General features: G+C 68.9%; 17 protein-coding genes and 2 pseudogenes. 7 read left to right on the forward strand and 12 right to left on the reverse strand.

Features of this window, described 5'->3' with window-relative positions:
- Nucleotides 1-6 precede the first annotated feature (6 nt).
- Nucleotides 7-726 (reverse strand): FadR/GntR family transcriptional regulator, encoded by a 720-nt coding sequence (locus tag OG456_RS05925; RefSeq protein WP_266557891.1) that lies wholly within the window; start codon nt 724-726, stop codon nt 7-9.
- A gap of 58 nt (nt 727-784) precedes the next feature.
- Here OG456_RS05925 and OG456_RS05930 point away from each other — a divergent pair, with 58 nt between their 5' ends.
- Together OG456_RS05930 and OG456_RS05935 are read left to right on the forward strand one after the other, a co-directional pair.
- Entirely contained in the window at nt 785-1,627 is an 843-nt protein-coding gene (locus OG456_RS05930; protein WP_266557893.1) for a fumarylacetoacetate hydrolase family protein, read from the forward strand.
- 42 nt (nt 1,628-1,669) lie between these two features.
- Nucleotides 1,670-2,356: a TetR/AcrR family transcriptional regulator gene (locus OG456_RS05935; protein ID WP_266557895.1), complete on the forward strand. Its 687-nt coding sequence runs from the start codon at nt 1,670-1,672 to the stop codon at nt 2,354-2,356.
- A gap of 222 nt (nt 2,357-2,578) precedes the next feature.
- On the opposite strand, the gene OG456_RS05940 is transcribed toward OG456_RS05935, so the two are convergent.
- The 3 genes from OG456_RS05940 to OG456_RS05950 form a co-directional block, all read right to left on the reverse strand.
- On the reverse strand, nt 2,579-3,643 hold the full coding sequence (locus OG456_RS05940; RefSeq protein WP_266557897.1) for a maleylacetate reductase: 1,065 nt from the start codon (nt 3,641-3,643) through the stop codon (nt 2,579-2,581).
- Between the two features lie 12 nt (nt 3,644-3,655).
- Complete coding sequence (locus OG456_RS05945) at nt 3,656-4,552, reverse strand: dioxygenase (protein WP_266557899.1); 897 nt, start codon at nt 4,550-4,552, stop codon at nt 3,656-3,658.
- A gap of 61 nt (nt 4,553-4,613) precedes the next feature.
- Entirely contained in the window at nt 4,614-5,819 is a 1,206-nt protein-coding gene (locus OG456_RS05950; protein WP_266557901.1) for an FAD-dependent monooxygenase, read from the reverse strand.
- A 243-nt stretch (nt 5,820-6,062) separates the two neighbouring features.
- Here OG456_RS05950 and OG456_RS05955 point away from each other — a divergent pair, with 243 nt between their 5' ends.
- On the forward strand, nt 6,063-6,863 hold the full coding sequence (locus tag OG456_RS05955) for an IclR family transcriptional regulator (protein WP_323136303.1): 801 nt from the start codon (nt 6,063-6,065) through the stop codon (nt 6,861-6,863).
- A 223-nt stretch (nt 6,864-7,086) separates the two neighbouring features.
- Here the strand turns inward: OG456_RS05955 and OG456_RS50445 are convergent, their stop codons facing one another.
- On the reverse strand, nt 7,087-7,254 hold the full coding sequence (locus OG456_RS50445) for a hypothetical protein (protein ID WP_323136304.1): 168 nt from the start codon (nt 7,252-7,254) through the stop codon (nt 7,087-7,089).
- Nucleotides 7,255-7,459: 205 nt separating this feature from the next.
- Here OG456_RS50445 and OG456_RS05965 point away from each other — a divergent pair, with 205 nt between their 5' ends.
- Both OG456_RS05965 and OG456_RS05970 read left to right on the forward strand, forming a co-directional pair.
- Nucleotides 7,460-7,939, forward strand: coding sequence for a MarR family winged helix-turn-helix transcriptional regulator (locus tag OG456_RS05965; RefSeq protein WP_266557905.1), 480 nt, complete (start codon nt 7,460-7,462; stop codon nt 7,937-7,939).
- 118 nt (nt 7,940-8,057) lie between these two features.
- Entirely contained in the window at nt 8,058-9,662 is a 1,605-nt protein-coding gene (locus OG456_RS05970) for a DHA2 family efflux MFS transporter permease subunit (RefSeq protein WP_266557907.1), read from the forward strand.
- On the opposite strand, the gene OG456_RS05975 is transcribed toward OG456_RS05970, so the two are convergent.
- The 4 genes and pseudogenes from OG456_RS05975 to OG456_RS05990 form a co-directional block, all read right to left on the reverse strand.
- Nucleotides 9,663-10,865, reverse strand: coding sequence for an ISAs1 family transposase (locus OG456_RS05975; RefSeq protein WP_266557909.1), 1,203 nt, complete (start codon nt 10,863-10,865; stop codon nt 9,663-9,665).
- 157 nt (nt 10,866-11,022) lie between these two features.
- Nucleotides 11,023-11,121 (reverse strand): annotated as a pseudogene (locus tag OG456_RS05980) (AAA family ATPase); the annotation flags it as partial.
- Between the two features lie 68 nt (nt 11,122-11,189).
- Nucleotides 11,190-11,783 carry a helix-turn-helix domain-containing protein gene (locus OG456_RS05985; protein WP_266557911.1) on the reverse strand — a complete coding sequence of 198 codons (594 nt, stop codon included), beginning with the start codon at nt 11,781-11,783 and terminating at the stop codon, nt 11,190-11,192.
- 324 nt (nt 11,784-12,107) lie between these two features.
- Nucleotides 12,108-13,298 (reverse strand): 12-oxophytodienoate reductase, encoded by a 1,191-nt coding sequence (locus OG456_RS05990; protein ID WP_266569083.1) that lies wholly within the window; start codon nt 13,296-13,298, stop codon nt 12,108-12,110.
- Between the two features lie 693 nt (nt 13,299-13,991).
- Here OG456_RS05990 and OG456_RS05995 point away from each other — a divergent pair.
- Nucleotides 13,992-15,194, forward strand: coding sequence for an ISAs1 family transposase (locus OG456_RS05995; protein ID WP_266557909.1), 1,203 nt, complete (start codon nt 13,992-13,994; stop codon nt 15,192-15,194).
- Nucleotides 15,195-15,280: 86 nt separating this feature from the next.
- Nucleotides 15,281-16,037: pseudogene (locus OG456_RS06000) on the forward strand (collagen binding domain-containing protein); the annotation flags it as partial.
- A gap of 182 nt (nt 16,038-16,219) precedes the next feature.
- Here the strand turns inward: OG456_RS06000 and OG456_RS06005 are convergent.
- The 3 genes from OG456_RS06005 to sucC all read right to left on the reverse strand — a co-directional run bounded on the left by OG456_RS06005 (nt 16,220) and on the right by sucC (nt 18,517).
- The gene (locus OG456_RS06005; protein ID WP_266557913.1) at nt 16,220-16,354 is read right to left on the reverse strand and encodes a hypothetical protein; all 135 of its coding nucleotides are present in this window, start codon (nt 16,352-16,354) and stop codon (nt 16,220-16,222) included.
- A gap of 75 nt (nt 16,355-16,429) precedes the next feature.
- Nucleotides 16,430-17,314: a succinate--CoA ligase subunit alpha gene (gene sucD / locus OG456_RS06010; RefSeq protein WP_266557915.1), complete on the reverse strand. Its 885-nt coding sequence runs from the start codon at nt 17,312-17,314 to the stop codon at nt 16,430-16,432.
- 21 nt (nt 17,315-17,335) lie between these two features.
- Nucleotides 17,336-18,517: an ADP-forming succinate--CoA ligase subunit beta gene (gene sucC, locus OG456_RS06015; protein ID WP_266557917.1), complete on the reverse strand. Its 1,182-nt coding sequence runs from the start codon at nt 18,515-18,517 to the stop codon at nt 17,336-17,338.
- Between the last annotated feature and the right edge of the window lie 99 nt (nt 18,518-18,616).

The raw sequence follows: 18,616 nt of genomic DNA on the forward strand, positions 1-18,616 counted from the left end.
GGTTCCTCACGGTCGGTCGACGTGGTTGTGGCGGGCGACGGCGGCGCGGACGGCCGCCTCGTCCCCTGCGGTGATCGCCGCCACCAGGTCCTGGTGGACTCCCAAACGGTCCTCGCGGTACGCGGTCGCGTCCGGGCCGGTGTCGGTGGTTCGCGCGGTGGACGCGGTCAGGTGCCCGAGCGTGCCGATGTACACGGCACGGGCCATCGCGTTCGGGCACAGTTGCGCGATGCGTTCATGCAGAGCCCAGTTGGCCCGCATGAAGCCGTCCCAGTCGGGCGCGTCCGCCATGTCGTCCAGGCAGGCACGCAGCGCAGGGGCGTCGTCGTCCTTGCAGGTGCGGGAGGCGCCGACGGCGATGAACTCCTCCAGGTGGTGGCGGAGTTCGATGGCGTCGGCGACCGCGTCGGGCTCTCCCTCGACACTGAGCAGGGTGTGGCGCAGGCGGACGACCGGGGTGGGCTCGGCAACGAAGAGTCCGCCGCCGCGGCCTGGCCGGATGACGAGGACGCCCCGGTCCCGCAGGAGCCGGATGGCCTCACTGACGGTGGGCCTCGCGAGACCCGACTCCTGCCGGATCTCCTCGATGGTGCCGACCGGCGCGCCGGCCCGGAGCCCGCGGATGCGGGACTCCAGTGCCGACGCCAGCTGCTCGGCCCGGGTGCCGCCGTGCACGGACAGACCGCTCAAGAGAGTTCGTCGCTCGGTGACCATGGCGTAATTCAAGCACAAAGGTTATAACCTTTAGAAGCTTTTCGCGGAGATCGCCGATGAAGGGGTGCGGATGCGCATCGTGGGAGTCATACGTGGCGGAGTGACGCACGCGGCAAGCCTGTCGCCTGATGGCAAGAACGTCACCGTGTTCGCCGAACTCCGGGAGTTCTGGGCCCGTCCCGATCCCGGTGGGTGGGCGACCGGCGAGACGCTCCGCTCGGACGAGGCTCACTTCGTGCCGCCGGTCCTGCCGGAGGCACGCGTGCTGTGCGTCGGGCTCAACTACCGCGATCATGCGGCCGAAGGCTCGTACCGGGACCGGGGTTTGCCCGAGTATCCGACGCTATTCGCGCGCTGGACGCGGTCGCTGACCGTCGGCGGGGCCGCGATTCCCGTGCCCTCGTCCGAGGACGGTCTGGACTGGGAGGGCGAGATCGTGGCCTGGGTGGGCCGGACACTCGTGGACGCCGACCCCGAAGAGGCGCTGGCCGCGGTCGTCGGCTACTCCGCCTTCAACGACGTCACCGCCCGCCGCGCGCAGAAGCTGACCTCGCAGTGGATCCTCGGCAAGAACGCCGACGCGTCGGGCCCGCTCGGCCCCATGGTTCCGGCCGTCGAGGTGGGTGACCTGCGGGACGGGCTGCGCGTGCGGACCCGGGTCAACGGCACAACCGTGCAGGACGCGTCTACGAGCGACATGATCTACGGGGTGGGCGAGACGCTGGCCCACATCTCGCGCACGCTCACCCTGCGGCCCGGCGACCTGCTGGCCACAGGAACCCCGGCGGGCGTCGGCTATGCCCGTACGCCGCCCTGGCTGCTGGGCCCGGGCGACGTGGTCGAGGTCGAGGTGGACCGGCTCGGGATCCTGCGCAACACGATCGTCGGCGGCGAGCACCGGCCCCGCCCCTGACCAGCGCCCCACGCTGCGCCACGCTGACGTAAGGTCGTCGGCGTGACAGAGGAGGAGACGGCAGCGGGCGAGCCGGGCGAGCCGACGGCGGGTTCCGGCAAGCGACGGCAGCGCAGGCAGCCCAGCGACCCGGGCCGGCAGCGCGACCCCGTGGGCACACGCCGGGCGATCCTGGCCGCGGCGGGCGCGGAATTCGGCACGCACGGCTTCGACGGAGCCCGGGTCGTACGGATCGCGGAGGCTGCCGGAGTCAGTCACCAGCTGATCACCTACTACTTCGGCGGCAAACGGGGGCTCTACGAGGCGCTCAGCGAGCGGTGGCTGTCGACTGCCATGCCGGTCAGTCACGAGCTGCCCTTCGCCGAGGCGGTACGCCGATACATCCGCATGGCCCACGAGGACCCGGGCTGGGTGCACACGCTCACGCGCGAGCAGCCCGGGATGCGGCCGCCCGCCGAGGACGACCGCGCCACCGAGCTGCTCAAGAGCGTCGAGGACCTGCGCGCACGGCAGGCCCGCGGCGAGATCCGCGACGACATCGACGTGGGGGTTCTCTCCCTCGTGTTCTTCGCCGCATCGGTGGCGCCCGTGGCGCTGCCGTGGATCGCTCGCGAATTCACCCAACAGGACCCCGCGTCACAGGAGTTCGTCGACCATTACGCAGAGCAGGTCGCCCAGATCATCGCGGCGCTCGGCGACGTGACGGTTGACGGCCGCTCCGAGGACTAGCCGGGCGGGAGACACCGGGCCATCTGCTGGTGGGCCAGTTTCCAGGCGCCGCGGTCGTCCGTCAGTCATACCCGGGTCATGGCGACCTGGATCACGAACGGCGTCAGCTCGGTGCTCAAGGTGATTCGCGTATGGCTCTCAACTCGCTTAGGCACAGGATGAGTTGTACGTCGAAGAGGGCGGGCGTGTTGCATCTGGTGCGTAGGCCCCCTTCTACGTGGTTCAGCTCGCGTCCGCCGGGCCCGTGCCCTCCCACGCGGCCCGCAGCAGGCGGCGCACGCCGTCGGCTGTCACCGCGCGCGGGTTGCTCGGCGGGGCCGCGTCGAGGATCGCAGGTACGGCGTCGTCGATGCCGGACTCCGCGAGGCCGTGGTCGCGCAGTGCGGTCGGCGCGTCCACTGCGCTCCGTAGCCGCCCCAGCCCTTCCAGCGCGGAAGCCGTCCCGAAGGCCTCCGCAATCCTCCGCTCGGCCGACGGCGCGGCCGGGGCGTTGAAGGCGAGGACGTACGGCAGAACGACCGCGTGCGTCTCGGCGTGCGGCAACGCGTATCTGCCGCCCAGCACATGGCAGATCTTGTGGTGCAGCCCTGACCCGGCGGACGAGAACGCGACCGCCGACAGGTACGCCCCATAGAGCATCTGCTCGCGGCCTTCGCGACCGGACGGGTCGGCGACCACCGCCGGCAGTCCGGCGTCGAGGGCGCGGATCCCCTCCCCCGCGAGCGCCTGGTCCACCGGATCGGTGCGCGGCGCCCACATCGAATCGACGCAGTGGGCGAGGGCGTTGAGCCCTGAGGCAACGCTCATCGCGACGGGCAGCGACAGGGTCAGCTCCGCGTCGTACACGATCGTGCGGGGCAGGACGCGGGCGTCCACTCCGGTCGTCTTACGAGCGCCTTCGGTGAGCCCCCAGACGCTGGTCGCCTCGGATCCCGCATACGTCGTGGGGACGGCTACGATCGGCACGCCGGTGGTCAGCGCGACCGCCTTTGCCAGCCCTGTCGTCGAGCCGCCGCCGACGCTGATCACCAGGTCCACGTCGTGAGCGGTGGCCGCGGCGCGGGCCCGCTCGGCCGACGCGACCGGCACGTGCATCACCACCTCGTCGTGGTGCACCACCACCGGAACGTCGGAGGTGACGGTCTTGGCGAGTTCGGCCTCGTGCGCCGAAGCGATCACCATCACGCGCGAGCCGCCAAGGCGTTCCACCTCGGCCCGCACCGTCGCCCGTGCCTCGCCGGGCACGAAGCACACGCGCTGGGCGAGGGTCTCGTGTTCGAACCGCATGTCCCGCTCCTCCTAAGCCTGCTGCAGCACGATGTCGAACCGGACGCGGGACCATGTGTGTTCGGGCCAGGCGCGACCGTCCGGGGTCGGAGTGCCGGCCTTGTGGCGTGTGAAGTTCTTGATGAGGGATTCCTTTACCCCGAACACCGCGTCTCGGGCGAGCAGTTCGTCGCCCTCGACGAAGATATGGGTGATGAGTGTCCGCAGGCCGGATGCCGTGGCCATGAAGTGCAGATGAGGCGCGCGCAGGGGGGAGCGCCCGGTCCGGTCGAGCAGCTTGCCCACCGGGCCGTCGTGGGGAATGGGGTACGGGGTGGGCGTCAGCCCCCAGAAGGCATACGCGCCCTGGTCGTCGGTGAAGAGGTGCGCCCGCCCGGCCACCCGTTCTTCGTCGTACTGCACGTCGTAGAAGCCGTCGTCGTCCGCTTCCCACACCTCAAGTCGCGCTCCCCGTACGGGATTTCCCTTGGTATCGGTGACCGTTCCCTCGACCCAGCAGGGCTCGCCCGGGGCGCCGGCCGCCAGGTCGCCGCCGAGGGGGATCTCGGGTGAGCCGTCGACGAAGAACGGTCCGACGACGGTGGCCTCGGTGGCGCCCTCACCTGCCGCGTTGTTGACGTTGATGGTCTGCATCGAGGCGCCGAGCACGTCGGAAAGCAGCACGAACTCCTGACGCCGGTCGGTGGTGATGTGCCCTGCCGCGGTGAGGAAGTCGATCGCCTGCTGCCACTCCGTCTCGGTCAGGCGGACCTCGCGGATGAACGCGTGCAGGTGACGGACCAAGGACTGCATGAGTTCCTTGAGGCGGGGGTCATCAGCGTCATCGAACGACGCGAGCACGGTCCGTACGAGGTCGTCCTCCACCTGGCGTTGCCGGTCGGGGACGGCGTCGGGCGTGGCTGGGGACATGGGGTTGATCCTCCTGTCGACGGCGGTGTCGATAGTTGGCTGGTGTGTCAGGGGTGGATGGTCATGCGACGGGGAGCTGTTCGGCGTCGTGGCCGTAGATCCAGCCGTTGGCCACGAGGGGATCCGCCTCGGCCAGCGCCGCGTCGCGGGCCTGCTGCTCGGGTCCGTCCGGCAGATGATTGACGTCACTGCGGCCGTGACTGATCTCCTGGAGCCGGGTGGTGCGTGCGATGCGGACGGCCTCATATCCGGCCAGCGCGTTTTCGGGCTCGTCCGGTGCGGCGGCGAGGCAGTGGGCGAGAACGACGGCGTCCTCCAGTGACTGGGCCGCGCCCTGGGCGAAGAACGGGAACATGGGATGGGCCGCGTCGCCGAGCAGGGTGACCGTGCCCCGGCTCCAGTGCGGCAGCGGCGCGCGGTCGAGGAGTGCCCACCGCCCGGGGACGTCGCCCGCCGCGATCAGGTCCGTGACCCGGGGGTCCCAGCCCTTGAACTCGGCCGCGAACTCCTCGACCGACGCCGTCGCGCTCCACGACTCGTCGGTGTAGTCCCCGGCGGGGGTGAACGCGACCACGTTGACGGCCTGTCCGCCCACGATCGGATAGTGCACGAAGTGACGGCCGGGCCCGATCCACAGCGTCTGGGCCCGGCGCAGCGCGAACTCGGGCGCGGCGCCCACGGGCACGACGGCGCGGAAGGCGCAGACGCCGGAGTACGCAGGCGGCTGGGGCTCCGCCACCAGACCGCGGACGACGGAGTGCACACCGTCGGCACCGATGACGACGTCGGCGTCTGCCGTGGCGCCGTCGGCGAACCGCAGCCGCAGGCCGGCCGCTTTCTCCTCGACCGCGGTGCACCGGGCTCCCAGACGGATTTGCTCGGCGGGCACTGCCGACTTGATGGCGTCGAGCAGATCGGCCCGGTGGATGGTGTAGGTGCGCTCGCCATAGAGCTCTTCACAGACACCGGTCAGCTGCTCCACGGAGAGCACGCGTCCGTCCTCCCAGCGCCGGAACTCCCAGCCCCAGTCGAGGGGTACGGCCCGGCGGAGGGCCGGTTCCAGGACGCCGAGGCGGCGCAACAGTCGTGCGGCGTTCGGGGCGAGGACGATTCCGGCTCCGACCTCGGTGAGGGCGGAAGCCTGCTCGTAAACGGTGGCGGTCAGGCCCGCGCGGCGCAGGAAGGCAGCAGCGGCCAGACCCCCGATCCCGCCGCCGACGATTGCGATGCGCGGACCGGACCTGGGAGCGCGCTCGGTGACGTACATCGAAGACTCCTTCGTCTGGACGTGAGCATTGTGGACGTGAATGTCCTCGATGCGAACGTGCTGATGGCGATGGCTCGATCCTCGCCGCCTCCCCCGCGCACCGGAAACGGGTATGTTCATTGAACGAACATCGCCGTGCATCGAGCGCGCCGCCGTCAGCGGTCCATCGGCGATAAGTCACCAGTCATGCGGAAGCGGAGCAGTGATGGCGTAATGCCCCACTCGAACCAGCCCGGTCGCAGCGTGGCTTCGCGATTGTTCGAGGTTCTCTTCGCCTTGCGCACCGGCCGCTCCCGGCTCACTCTCGCCGACCTCACCCGGGAGACCGGCCTGCCGCACGCCACCGTGCGCCGTCTCGCCCTGGAACTCGTCGAGGCGGGCGCCCTGGATAGGTCACCCGACGGCGGCTTCACGGTCGGGATCCGCCTGTGGCAACTGGGCACGTTGGCACCGCTCAGCGTCCCGCTGCGCACCGTCGCCCTGCCGTTCATGGACGACCTGCACGCGGCGCTGCGCCAGCACGTACAACTCGCCATCTTGGAAGGCACGTCGGCGGTGCTCGTCGAGCGGCTGTCCTCGGGCCACGCCGTCGACGTCGCCTCACAGCCCGGCGGACAGCTTCCACTGCACAGTTCCGGCGTCGGCAAGGTCCTGCTCGCCCACGCCGCACCGGACCTCACGGACCAGATCATCGCGGCAGGCCTGACGCCTCACACCCAGCACACGACCACCGAACCCACTTGGCTCCGGGCCGAGTTGGCGGAGTGCCGGGAGACCGGCGTCGCCTACGTCCACGGCGAGACGTCCCTCGGCGTCGACTCGGTGGCCACACGGGTTCTCAACGCCGAGGGGGAGGTCGTCGCCGCCCTCTCGGTCGTCGTCAGCGCCGGGACGGTCGACCTGCGGACGGTCCGCCCGACCGTGATTGCCTGCGGCCTGGCGGTCTCCCGCAGCCTGGGGTGGCGTCCGTCCGCCGGTACGAGGCAGGCGGGACCTCTCGCGCGCGCCGCAGGCCCCTCGAGCCGCAGCCGGTCGTCCGACTGAGAGCAGTTGCGATAGGCGCGACCGGGTCGACACCAGGACCTCCACCAGCAGGACGACGCGGGAGAGGGCACGACAACGCCGCGCGTGAAAGTGATTCACTCGGCTTCCGGGGCTCCTCAATGGTGGGGCTGGTGTCGACCCCGCCGCGGCGCGAGAGTCGGGAGCGACTCCGGTATCGCGGGCGCACTGGCAGGGGCCTCACCGACTGGATGGCACCATCCGCTCAGGTCTCATCGATCAGAGCGAACCCCCTGAAGTGAGTACACAGAACGACCTCCTCGGGAACGGGGCAGCACGCGACCGCCTGGGCCAAGGGGCCGATGCGGACGTTGACCCGGATCTCCCGTTCGTCGGCCTCATGGTCGTAGTGGTGGGCTTCGTCCGCTCGCATCTGTACGAGCTTGAACGATGCAATCGTGCCGCTGTTGGCGTCGTCCGATGAACACCGCCTCGGCCGCAGCCAGGGGTGCCGGAGGGCGTTTGACGGTCCACCGGCTCCCAGTGCCAACTGCGTATCCCGTCCGAGGCGCCGCGTTCAGCGACGACAGATCTACCTATCTTGACATAGCTATACTTGCATATATAGCTTGGCTGACATGCCGGAAAGCAGCCGGGCTCTTCAGAGCCAGAGCATCGATCGCGTAGCCACAGGTCTCGCGGCGTCTCTGCCTGTGCTGAACCGATGCGTCGAACGACGCATCGGCGGCCAGCTGCCGTACCCCAAGCTCCCCGAGGCCCAGCTGGCTCTGCTCCAGTACGTCGCCGAGCACGACGGCGTCAGCGTTCGCCAGGTGGCCGACGCGTTGCTGATGAAGCCGAACAACGTCAGCGCCCTCGTAACCCACCTCACCGAAGCAGGCCTCGTCGAGCGGCATCAGGACCACGTCGACAAGCGCGTCGTGCACCTGCGTGCCACTGCCCTGGCTCACCAGCGCATCGGTCAGGCCCGGGGTGTCGCGGCGCAGCAGATCGCGAGTGCCCTGTGCACCCTCACCGAAGGTGACCTCGCCGCCCTCGGCTCGGCGCTCCATGCCCTCGAGGCTCTCACTCGGCAGCTGCGCAACAACGCCGCCTGACCGATCTCAACTTCCGTACGCTCCCCGCCCTTGCCGCTGCCGCGGCGAGGGCCGGGCGTGCTCCCCCATGTTCACGCGCCTTTAGCCGCGCGCCACACGTCTTGAGGATTCCTCACCCATGTCTGTAACCGCTGCACACGCAGCGCCCACGTCGGCATCCGCGGCGCCCCGCGGAGTGCGCGCCAATCCCTGGCTGACGCTGATCGCCGTCTCCTTCGGCCTGTTCATGGTCGGCCTCGACGGCACCGTCGTGTCGATCGCCAACTCCGCGATCGCCAGCGACCTGCATGCCTCCACCTCCGAACTGCAGTGGGTCACCAACTCCTACCTGCTCGCCCTCGCCGCCGCTCTCATCCTCGGCGGCAAGCTCGGCGACCGCTTCGGCCGCCGCACCCTCTACCTCGTCGGCGTCGTCGGATTCACTCTCGCGTCCGTCGCCATCGGTCTTGCCGGCTCGATCGAGGGTGTCATCGCCTTCCGTGCCGTTCAGGGCCTCTTCGGCGCGATGCTCATGCCCAACACCCTTGCGATGTTGCGCGCTGTCTTCCCGCCGAAGAAATTCGGTATGGCGGTCGGCATCTGGGCGATGATCTCGTCCGTCGCCACCGCGCTCGGCCCGATCGTCGGCGGGTTCCTGGTCGAGCACGTCAGCTGGGAGTCGGTCTTCTACATCAACGCCCCCATCGGCGTCATCGCTTTCGTCTTCAGCATCCTGGTTCTTCCTCAGTCCAAGAACGAGGCAGCGGCGAGCGAGAAGTTCGATGTACCCGGCATCGCACTCCTCGCGCTTGGACTGCTCGCTGTCGTCTTCGGAGTCGTCAAGGGCGAGACGTGGGGCTGGACTTCGGCCGGCACGCTCGGCTCGATCATCGCCGGTCTCGTCGTCCTGGTCCTGTTCGGCTGGTACGAGACCTGGGTCAGGAACCCACTCCTGCCGATGCGCCTCTTCCGCAATCCGGCCCTGACCGTCGGCACGATCGTCACCGCGCTGAACTTCTTCATCATGCTCGGCGTGATCTTCTTCGTGATGCTGTACATGCAAAACGTGCGCGGCTACTCGCCCATCGAGTCCGGTGTGCGCACCCTGCCGCTCAGCCTCGCCTCCATGGTGGCCGCACCGCTCGGCGCCAAGCTCACCGACAAGTACGGCCCGCGCCTGTCCATGCCGCTCGGCATGGTGCTGCAGGCAGGAGCTTCGTTCGCGATGCTCTCGTGGAGTGCCGACTCCTCGTACACCACCATGTGGCTGCCGTTCGTCGCGCTCGGCCTCGGCGTCGGCATGGTGATGTCCGCCTCCTCCGACGCGATCGTAGGCAACGCCCCTGTCAGGGACGGCGGCGTCGCCGGTGGACTGCAGGCCACCGCTCTGCAGGTCGGCGGTGCGCTCGGTACGTCGGTGCTCGTCTCCCTCATCAGCAGCCGCGTCGGCTCCACGCTCACCGGTGAACTCACCGACGCGGGTGTGCCCGGACCGGTCGCCACTCGCCTCGAAGAGGCGAAGGACGCCGTGTCGATGGGTGTCGCCCCGGTCGCCGACGCGATGCCCGCGCAACTCAGGGCCGCCGTGACAGAGGGCAGCCAGGCAGCGTTCATGAACGGTGTCCACACTGCCGTCGTCGTTACGGGCATCCTCGCCGTCATCGGCGCCGTCCTCGCCGCACTCGGCATCCGCACAAAGGCCAACGGCCACACCAAATCGGAGCCGGTTGTCGCCAGGGCGTGATCAAGTTCCGGAATGGGTCGGGTTTCTGGTGATGCCCAGGATCGGGAGGGCTCGGGATGGGTTGTCGCGGATGGCGCGGGTGACCTTGGCGATGTTGGCCGCGCCGGCGGCTTTCAGGGTGCCGATCGCGAGGTTGCGGAGGGTGGCCATCGCCCGGGGTGCGGTGCCGGCGTGAACGGTGGAGGCGTCCTCGTCGAAGGTGACATCTCTGATGTGGTGGCTGGAATTTTCCACGGCCCAGTGTCCGCGCAGGTGAGAGGCCAGTTCGGCCGGAGTGGCCTGGTGGGCGTCGAGGCTGGTGACCGCATAGACGGTCTCGCGGGTCTCCTTCTTGCCGGTCTGCTTGCGGCGGCGATGGACGCGCAGGGCGAGTCGGGCGTGGGGGAAAGCGATCCCGCCGAGGTTGTCGTCGATCCCGACGGCCTTGATCGAGCGGGACTCGCGGCGGCCGTGCCCGGTGTTGGAAGCGGTGTGCTGGATGGGGACGGCCATCCAGTCCAGGCCGTCCAACTGGGCGAAGCAGGTGGACTGGTTGGTCTTGGTGACGGCGATGTAGTGCGCCTGCTTGACCTCGACGAGCCAGCTGACGTTGGCCTTCACTGAGTGCAGGGCATCGAAGGTGATCACGTCGCCGTGCAGGTCGAGGGGTTCCAGAAGGGGCTTGAAGTGCGTGGTCTCGTTGGTCTTCGCACCGATCTCGGCCTGGGCGAGGGTGAGGGGTCGCTCGTGGGTGACGGCGGACAGCAGATGCCGGCGGGGCCGGTCGAGCCGGGCCGATCCGCGCAGTGACTTGCCGTCGACCGCGATCGCCCGCCGCTGCGGGCGGCCGTCCCCCTTCTCGTTCACCGGGGTCGTCTCGCGGTGGCGCCGGGCCAGCCAGGCGCTGACGGCCGCGTCCAGCGCATCTCCGTCGAGCCGTTCCAGGACCCGGCCGATCGCCGAGCGGGACGGAGCATGCCGCCACCGCAGCGGGTGACGGCGTACGCCCAACTGCTGCAGCACCCCGGCATCGGCCCGCGCGCCCCACTCGGCGAGTTCGTCGACGCTCCTGGCCCCCGAGACGGCCGCGGCCGCACAGACCAGCAGGATCGACACCAGCGAATACCAGCGGCCCCGCCGCGAGCGGGGATCGGGCACCGACTCCAGGAACGGACGCAGATCGGCGACGTCCCCGGGCCCGAGCGGACCCAGCTTCGTCAGCACGACAGGGATCAGGGAAGATGACACAGCGGACACGGGAACCCTCATGATCATTTGGCTTCGACACCACAATGATCACGAACCCCGTGTCCGCACTGCCATCCACCCCAACCCGCCGCAACCCGACCACCTACGCGTCCCCGGAACTCGCGCAAGCCCTGGTGAACGCTTCGTTGGAGGCCGCGGCGATGCTGTTCTTCTCCTCGCGTTCGGTGAGAACCTGGAAGAGCATCTCGGCGCCCCGGCGGTCGAGTTCGAGGACCAGAGAGCCCTCCAGCCGCAACGGCCATCTCGCCGACCTCCGCATCGGACGGTCAGCCAGCGAGCTCACGGCACGTTAGCCGACGTGCGCCCGCCGCTCAACGACGCCTGTGCCGCGTCGAACTTCGCCCGGGACTCGGCGACTTCGCCCGCGCTCCGGTCGATGCAGTCGAGCAGTGCCATGAACCCGTCCGACAATTCCCTGCCGAGCGGTGTCAGGGAGTACTCCACATGCCGGCGTCCGTCGTCGAAGACCTCGCGGGCGATGATGCCGTCCCGTTCGAGCAGCCGGAGGCTCAGCGTCAGCATCCGCTGCGAGATCGGATGTGAGGGGTCCAGCGCCGCGAGCAGTCGCTGGATCGTCGACGGGCGGTACGGTCCGGTACGGACGATCACCAGGAGCCAATTGCGCCAATAGTTGCCGATATGATCCACGACGGCCACGATCGGGTTGTCACTGCTCCGCTCGAAGCGCGCCAGTTGCCCGGCGACGTACTCGAAGAGCTCCTTCCGTGCGCCCTCGAGTCGCCCGCTCTCGGACAGATCGAGGACCGCCCGCACCCTGGCCATGGCCTGCGTGATGTCGTCACGTCCCGACGGCACGGCCGACCCAGAACCGGGGGCGTGGCCGGCGGCAGGTGCGGATCCTTTGCTGGACATGGTCGTCCTCTCTCACCCCTGCCATCGGCTCTGAGGACAGGACTACCGGGCTCGGTGCCCGCCAGAGACTACCGCCGAGACATGGGCGCGCACAGCGGACGGATCACGGGACAGTTCTCGCGTGACGCAGTCGGCTCCGAGATGGGCGAATGTCCGGCCGCCCCTGACCCGCGGCTGGGGACAGGTAACCGTCACCGACGACCGAGGCCACGCGACGCTAAGCTCGTCCCGACTGGTTTCTCTGCCGCCAGCCTCGATGAGTTCGCCGTGATCGTCGTCGGGCTCGGGACTGCCGGCCTCCATCCAGTGAGCCGTCTTCGGCGGTCAGGCGGTCTTTCTGGACTGATCCACGAGCTGCCCCTCGTGGACATAGTTCTCGTATGCCTCGGCTAGATCCCGGTACTTACGGAAATCGCGCAGGCCGACGAAGTCGCCGTCGCGCACGCGGTTGACGAGGTTGGTGTTCGCGATCTGCGCCCGGCCGACACCGATCAGGTCGAAGTCGCCCGCCTTGAGTCCACTGCGGACACGCACGATGTCCTCCTCCAATCGCAGCTCGGGATCTTCGTTGTCGAAGATGTCGCGGGCGAGGTCGGTGGTCAGCCCGACGCTCCCGACCGCGACGACGGGGCGGTCCGTCATCGTCTTCACCCATGAGGCGAGGCTCCGCCGCGAGTCCAGCTCGGGCCAGGCCGCCGCGTCGAAGCGGCGCGTCGAAACGTGGAACATGTCCACGCCGGCGTCTCGCATGCGCGCGAGGAACGGACCCAGGTCGTCGGGATGCTCCGCGATCCGCGCCCCGTAGTCCACTTCCTTCCACTGCGAGAAGCGGCAGGATATGACAAAGTCGGGTCCGGTCGCGGCCCGGATCGCGGACACGATCTCCGCCGGATATGCGGCGCGCTCGGCCAGCGTCGCTCCGCCGTACTCGTCGTCGCGCCTGTTGGTCTCGTGCCAGAGGAACAGGTCGAGCAGGTAGCCGTGGGCACAGTGCACCTCGATACCATGCGCGCCTACCTCCTGCGCGATCAGTGCACTCTGAACGTACGCCTCCTTGGTGTCTTCGAGATCCCGCCTCGTCATCGCCTCACCGTTCGGGCGGTCCTCCTGCACAAGTCCTGACGGGCTGAGCGCCGGATGACCAGGGTGCGGGTTGGGTACGCCGTCGAGCACCAGGCGCAGCGCGCCCGGATGCCACAGCTGCATGAGAAACACCGTGTCGCCCGTCCCGAGCACGGCGTGGGCGACGCGACGCCAGTCGTCCACCGTCTCTCGGCCGATAATGCCGAAGGCCGGTTGCCAGTAAGCCGCGGGGTGGTCAGGGGCGGCGCCCTCGGAAATGATGACGCCCGAACCGCCCTCGGCCGTCCTGCGCAAGGTGTCCGCCATTCCCGGCGTGGGCCGGTAGTCGCGGGTGCCGCGCTGCATCGCGGGCAGGACGAAGCGATTGCGAACGGTGGTCGCGTTCACCTGCACCGGTGCGAAAAGGGGGTTCGGTTCACCATGTATTTGCATCTGCTGCACCTCTCCGTCGTGGCCTGACCGGAACATCGGCGACGTTACCGGCGGCCCATTCGGCGAACAATTAGGCACTTTCTTGTTCGTATTCGACTCGGTGCCGATTTCTGCGAGGGCCGTACATGAGCCGGCGCCCCTGTTGCCTTCTCGGCCGATCGTTCTCGCCCAGACTGCCGCACTCGATCAGCCGCTCTTCCGGGTCAAGGAGAACCGTGCCGCTCTCTTCCCTCAGCTCAACGCCCTCGAGTGGGACGAGCAATCCAAGGCGCGCATCAGCGTGGCCCGCACCGAGGAGACCGACGGGCTCGGCGTCACCACGGCCTCCGGCGAGGTCGCCGACGCCACCACGCTCGCCCGCGACCTTCCGCAGCCTGGTCATCAGCCTCGCCCACCTCGCCGGATGGCGAAACAACGCCGCCGCCCACGACCACTATCGCAACCACCCAGCCGACGCCCTACGCAGACTCGGTCTCATCACATGAGCACGCATCACGCCTGAGAGTCGAACCGAAAGCGCGGCTGCGCTCGACGACAGGGCTTGCGCGAGTTCCGGGGACGCGTAGGTGGTCGGGTTGCGGCGGGTTGGGGTGGATGGCAGTGCGGACACGGGGTTCGTGATCATTGTGGTGTCGAAGCCAAATGATCATGAGGGTTCCCGTGTCCGCTGTGTCATCTTCCCTGATCCCTGTCGTGCTGACGAAGCTGGGTCCGCTCGGGCCCGGGGACGTCGCCGATCTGCGTCCGTTCCTGGAGTCGGTGCCCGATCCCCGCTCGCGGCGGGGCCGCTGGTATTCGCTGGTGTCGATCCTGCTGGTCTGTGCGGCCGCGGCCGTCTCGGGGGCCAGGAGCGTCGACGAACTCGCCGAGTGGGGCGCGCGGGCCGATGCCGGGGTGCTGCAGCAGTTGGGCGTACGCCGTCACCCGCTGCGGTGGCGGCATGCTCCGTCCCGCTCGGCGATCGGCCGGGTCCTGGAACGGCTCGACGGAGATGCGCTGGACGCGGCCGTCAGCGCCTGGCTGGCCCGGCGCCACCGCGAGACGACCCCGGTGAACGAGAAGGGGGACGGCCGCCCGCAGCGGCGGGCGATCGCGGTCGACGGCAAGTCACTGCGCGGATCGGCCCGGCTCGACCGGCCCCGCCGGCATCTGCTGTCCGCCGTCACCCACGAGCGACCCCTCACCCTCGCCCAGGCCGAGATCGGTGCGAAGACCAACGAGACCACGCACTTCAAGCCCCTTCTGGAACCCCTCGACCTGCACGGCGACGTGATCACCTTCGATGCCCTGCACTCAGTGAAGGCCAACGTCAGCTGGCTCGTCGAGGTCAAGCAGGCGCACTACATCGCCGTCACCAAGACCAACCAGTCCACCTGCTTCGCCCAGTTGGACGGCCTGGACTGGATGGCCGTCCCCATCCAGCACACCGCTTCCAACACCGGGCACGGCCGCCGCGAGTCCCGCTCGATCAAGGCCGTCGGGATCGACGACAACCTCGGCGGGATCGCTTTCCCCCACGCCCGACTCGCCCTGCGCGTCCATCGCCGCCGCAAGCAGACCGGCAAGAAGGAGACCCGCGAGACCGTCTATGCGGTCACCAGCCTCGACGCCCACCAGGCCACTCCGGCCGAACTGGCCTCTCACCTGCGCGGACACTGGGCCGTGGAAAATTCCAGCCACCACATCAGAGATGTCACCTTCGACGAGGACGCCTCCACCGTTCACGCCGGCACCGCACCCCGGGCGATGGCCACCCTCCGCAACCTCGCGATCGGCACCCTGAAAGCCGCCGGCGCGGCCAACATCGCCAAGGTCACCCGCGCCATCCGCGACAACCCATCCCGAGCCCTCCCGATCCTGGGCATCACCAGAAACCCGACCCATTCCGGAACTTGATCACGCCCTGGGTTGTCGCCCCCTCGGCACCGCCGCTCGCCACCGTCGCCCCGACCGTGCCCAAGGATGCCATGTCCGACGTTCCGTCCTCCGGCGGCATAACGGTCAGCGGCTACATCCGCGGCGCCGAATCCGCCCCCGTACAGGGGGCTGCCGTCACCCTCATCTCGCCGGCAATTGGGCCGTACAGTGACCCATTCGGACGGCTCCTACAGGGTGGCCGCGCCAGCCTCGGACAGTTACGTACTCATCGCCTCCGCCGACGGATACCAACCCCAGGTCTCCGCTGTCGTGGTGGGCGAGGAGCCGGTCTCGCACGACATCCTGCTCTCCGGCACCAGCGGCCTGATCGGCACGGTGAGGTCGGCCGAGGGCAAGGAGCCGGTCGGCAGCGCCATAGTGGTCGCGGCCGATGTGCGCGGCGACGTGCTCGCGGCCGGGCTCACCGACCCGGACGGCACCTTCGCCTTCACCGGGATGGTGCCCGGGCAGCTGACCCTCGCGGTGACCGCGACCGGGTACCGCCCACTGGCTCTGCCCGTCGAAGTTTCCGCCCAGGGCGTGACCAGGACCGAGATCGATCTGCTCTCCGGCTCACAGGTGACGGGTGTGGTGGAGGCGGCGGGTCGGCCGCTGGCTGACGCACGGGTGACGCTCGTCGACGTGGCCGGCAACGTGGTCGCCAGCACGGCCACCGGCGAGGACGGGGGGTATGCCTTCACCGACCTGGACAGTGGCGAGTACACGGTCATCGCCACCGGCTACCCGCCGAAGGCCACCGGCCTGTCCGTGCAGGGCAGCATCGACGGCCACGACATCGAACTCGCCCACCCCGGCGAGTAACAGGGCCCCGGACCGGGCGTGTTTGAAAGCGCGCCCGGCCCGGTAGGACTGAACCCCTGCCACGAGCTGATCAACCTGCCCACCCTCATGCAGGAACTGTGGCTCCTGCAACAGGACCCCGATGCGCCTGAAGGAGGACGCACACGGTCACGTCCTCGTGGGCCTACTGGCAGCCGCTGTGGTCAAACGGCCGCCGCTCCCGTCGGCTCGCTTCTGCCGAGACGGCCCTGCTGGCCGAGCACCTCGTCCCTGGCAACGATCACCCGACGCTCGACATCGGCAGCGGCGACGGTGCGCTCGCCCGTCACCTCCACCACCAGCTCGGCTTCCGCACCACCGGTCTCGATTGGTCCCGCGCCGTTGCCTTGGTCGAGCGGTGACGCGGTGGGCGGTCAGCCGCCGAGGATCTCGCGCGCCAGCTTGGCCGTCTCGGTCGGCGTCTTGCCGACCTTCACGCCGGCGGCCTCGAGGGCCTCCTTCTTGGCCTGTGCGGTGCCAGAAGAGCCGGACACGATCGCGCCCGCGTGACCCATCGTCTTGCCCTCAGGGGCGGTGAAGCCCGCGACGTAGCCGACGACCGGCTTGGTGACGTGCTTGGCGATGTAGTCCGCCGCACGCTCCTCGGCGTCGCCGCCGATCTCACCGATCATGACGATCAGGTCGGTGTCGGGGTCCGCCTCGAACGCCTCGAGGGCGTCGATGTGCGTCGTACCGATGACCGGGTCGCCACCGATGCCGACGGCCGACGAGAAGCCGAGGTCACGGAGCTCGTACATCATCTGGTACGTCAGCGTGCCGGACTTCGAGACCAGACCGATGCGGCCCGGCTTCGTGATGTCGCCCGGGATGATGCCGGCGTTCGACTGGCCCGGGGTGATGAGACCGGGGCAGTTCGGGCCGATGATGCGGGTCTTGTTGCCCTTCGACTTCGCGTACGCCCAGAAGGCGGCGGAGTCGTGGACGGCGATGCCCTCGGTGATGACGACGGCGAGGGGGATCTCGGCGTCGATCGCCTCGACGACGGCGGCCTTGGAGAAGGCCGGCGGCACGAAGAGGACGGACACGTTGGCGCCCGTGGCCTCCATCGCTTCCTTGACCGTGCCGAAGACCGGGACCTCGGTGCCGTCGAAGTCGACCTTGGTGCCGGCCTTGCGCGGGTTCACGCCGCCGACGATGTTCGTGCCGTCACCGAGCATGAGCTTGGTGTGCTTCATGCCCGTGGCACCGGTCATGCCCTGGACGATGACCTTGCTGTCCTTGGTGAGGAAGATAGCCATGGTGGTCTGAGTCCCTCTTCCTTACTTCGCAGCCGCGGCGAGCTCGGCGGCCTTGTCGGCCGCGCCGTCCATGGTGTCCACACGCTGAACGAGCGGGTGGTTGGCGTCGCTCAGGATCTTGCGACCGAGCTCCGCGTTGTTGCCGTCGAGGCGCACGACCAGCGGCTTGGTGACCGCTTCGCCCTTGTCGGCGAGAAGGGCCAGGGCCTGCACGATGCCGTTGGCGACCTCGTCGCAGGCGGTGATGCCACCGAAGACGTTGACGAAGACGGACTTGACGTCCGGGTCGCCGAGGATGATCTCCAGGCCGTTCGCCATCACCTGGGCGGACGCGCCGCCACCGATGTCCAGGAAGTTGGCCGGCTTCACGTTGCCGTGGTTCTCACCGGCGTACGCGACGACGTCCAGGGTCGACATGACCAGGCCGGCGCCGTTGCCGATGATGCCGACCTCGCCGTCCAGCTTGACGTAGTTGAGGTTCTTGGCCTTGGCGGCAGCCTCGAGCGGGTTGGCTGCGTCCTTGTCCTCGAGCGCCTCGTGGTCGGGCTGGCGGAAGTCCGCGTTCTCGTCGAGCGAGACCTTGCCGTCAAGGGCGATGACCTTGCCGGAGGCGACCTTGGCGAGCGGGTTCACCTCGACGAGGAGGGCGTCCTCCTTGATGAAGGTGTCCCACAGCGTCACCAGGATGTCGGCGACCTGGTCGGCGACCTCGGCCGGGAACTTCGCCTGGGCGACGATCTCCTGGGCCTTCTCCTTGGAGACACCCTCGTTGGCGTCGACCGGCACCTTCGCGAGGGCGTCGGGGTTCTCCTCCGCGACGACCTCGATCTCCACGCCGCCCTGGACGGACGCCATGGCGAGGAAGGTGCGGTTGGTGCGGTCGAGGAGGTACGAGACGTAGTACTCCTCGAGGATCTCCGGAGCGGTCTCGGTAATCATCACCTTGTGGACCGTGTGGCCCTTGATGTCCATGCCGAGGATGTCCGTCGCGCGGGCGACGGCCTCGTCCGGGGTGGCGGCGAGCTTGACGCCGCCGGCCTTGCCGCGGCCTCCGACCTTCACCTGCGCCTTGATGACGGACTTGCCGCCCAGTCGCTCGGTGGCCTCGCGGGCCGCCTCAGGCGTGTCGATGACTTCACCGGCCAGCACCGGTACACCGTGCTTGGCGAAGAGGTCCCTCGCCTGGTACTCGAACAGGTCCACGCGCGTCCGTCCCTTTTCCGTGATCTCGCAGTTGATTTAATGCGTAGGCGTGCCGCGAGGGGAATTGTGACGGCATTTTTCACCAGGAAGGCGTACACC

The sequence above is a fragment of the Streptomyces sp. NBC_01446 genome, from assembly GCF_026340095.1.
In the GTDB taxonomy this organism is placed as follows: Bacteria; Actinomycetota; Actinomycetes; order Streptomycetales; family Streptomycetaceae; genus Streptomyces; species Streptomyces aureus.

Coding starts and splice junctions, on each gene's coding strand:
- OG456_RS05945 (WP_266557899.1), bottom strand. CDS start 4,552: ATGTCCCCAGCCACGCCCGACGCCGTCCCCGACCGGCAACGCCAGGTG.
- OG456_RS05950 (WP_266557901.1), bottom strand. CDS start 5,819: ATGTACGTCACCGAGCGCGCTCCCAGGTCCGGTCCGCGCATCGCAATC.
- OG456_RS50445 (WP_323136304.1), bottom strand. CDS start 7,254: ATGCGAGCGGACGAAGCCCACCACTACGACCATGAGGCCGACGAACGG.
- OG456_RS05965 (WP_266557905.1), top strand. CDS start 7,460: ATGCCGGAAAGCAGCCGGGCTCTTCAGAGCCAGAGCATCGATCGCGTA.
- OG456_RS05985 (WP_266557911.1), bottom strand. CDS start 11,783: ATGTCCAGCAAAGGATCCGCACCTGCCGCCGGCCACGCCCCCGGTTCT.
- OG456_RS05990 (WP_266569083.1), bottom strand. CDS start 13,298: ATGCAAATACATGGTGAACCGAACCCCCTTTTCGCACCGGTGCAGGTG.
- OG456_RS05940 (WP_266557897.1), bottom strand. CDS start 3,643: ATGCGGTTCGAACACGAGACCCTCGCCCAGCGCGTGTGCTTCGTGCCC.
- OG456_RS05970 (WP_266557907.1), top strand. CDS start 8,058: ATGTCTGTAACCGCTGCACACGCAGCGCCCACGTCGGCATCCGCGGCG.
- sucD (WP_266557915.1), bottom strand. CDS start 17,314: ATGGCTATCTTCCTCACCAAGGACAGCAAGGTCATCGTCCAGGGCATG.
- OG456_RS05930 (WP_266557893.1), top strand. CDS start 785: ATGCGCATCGTGGGAGTCATACGTGGCGGAGTGACGCACGCGGCAAGC.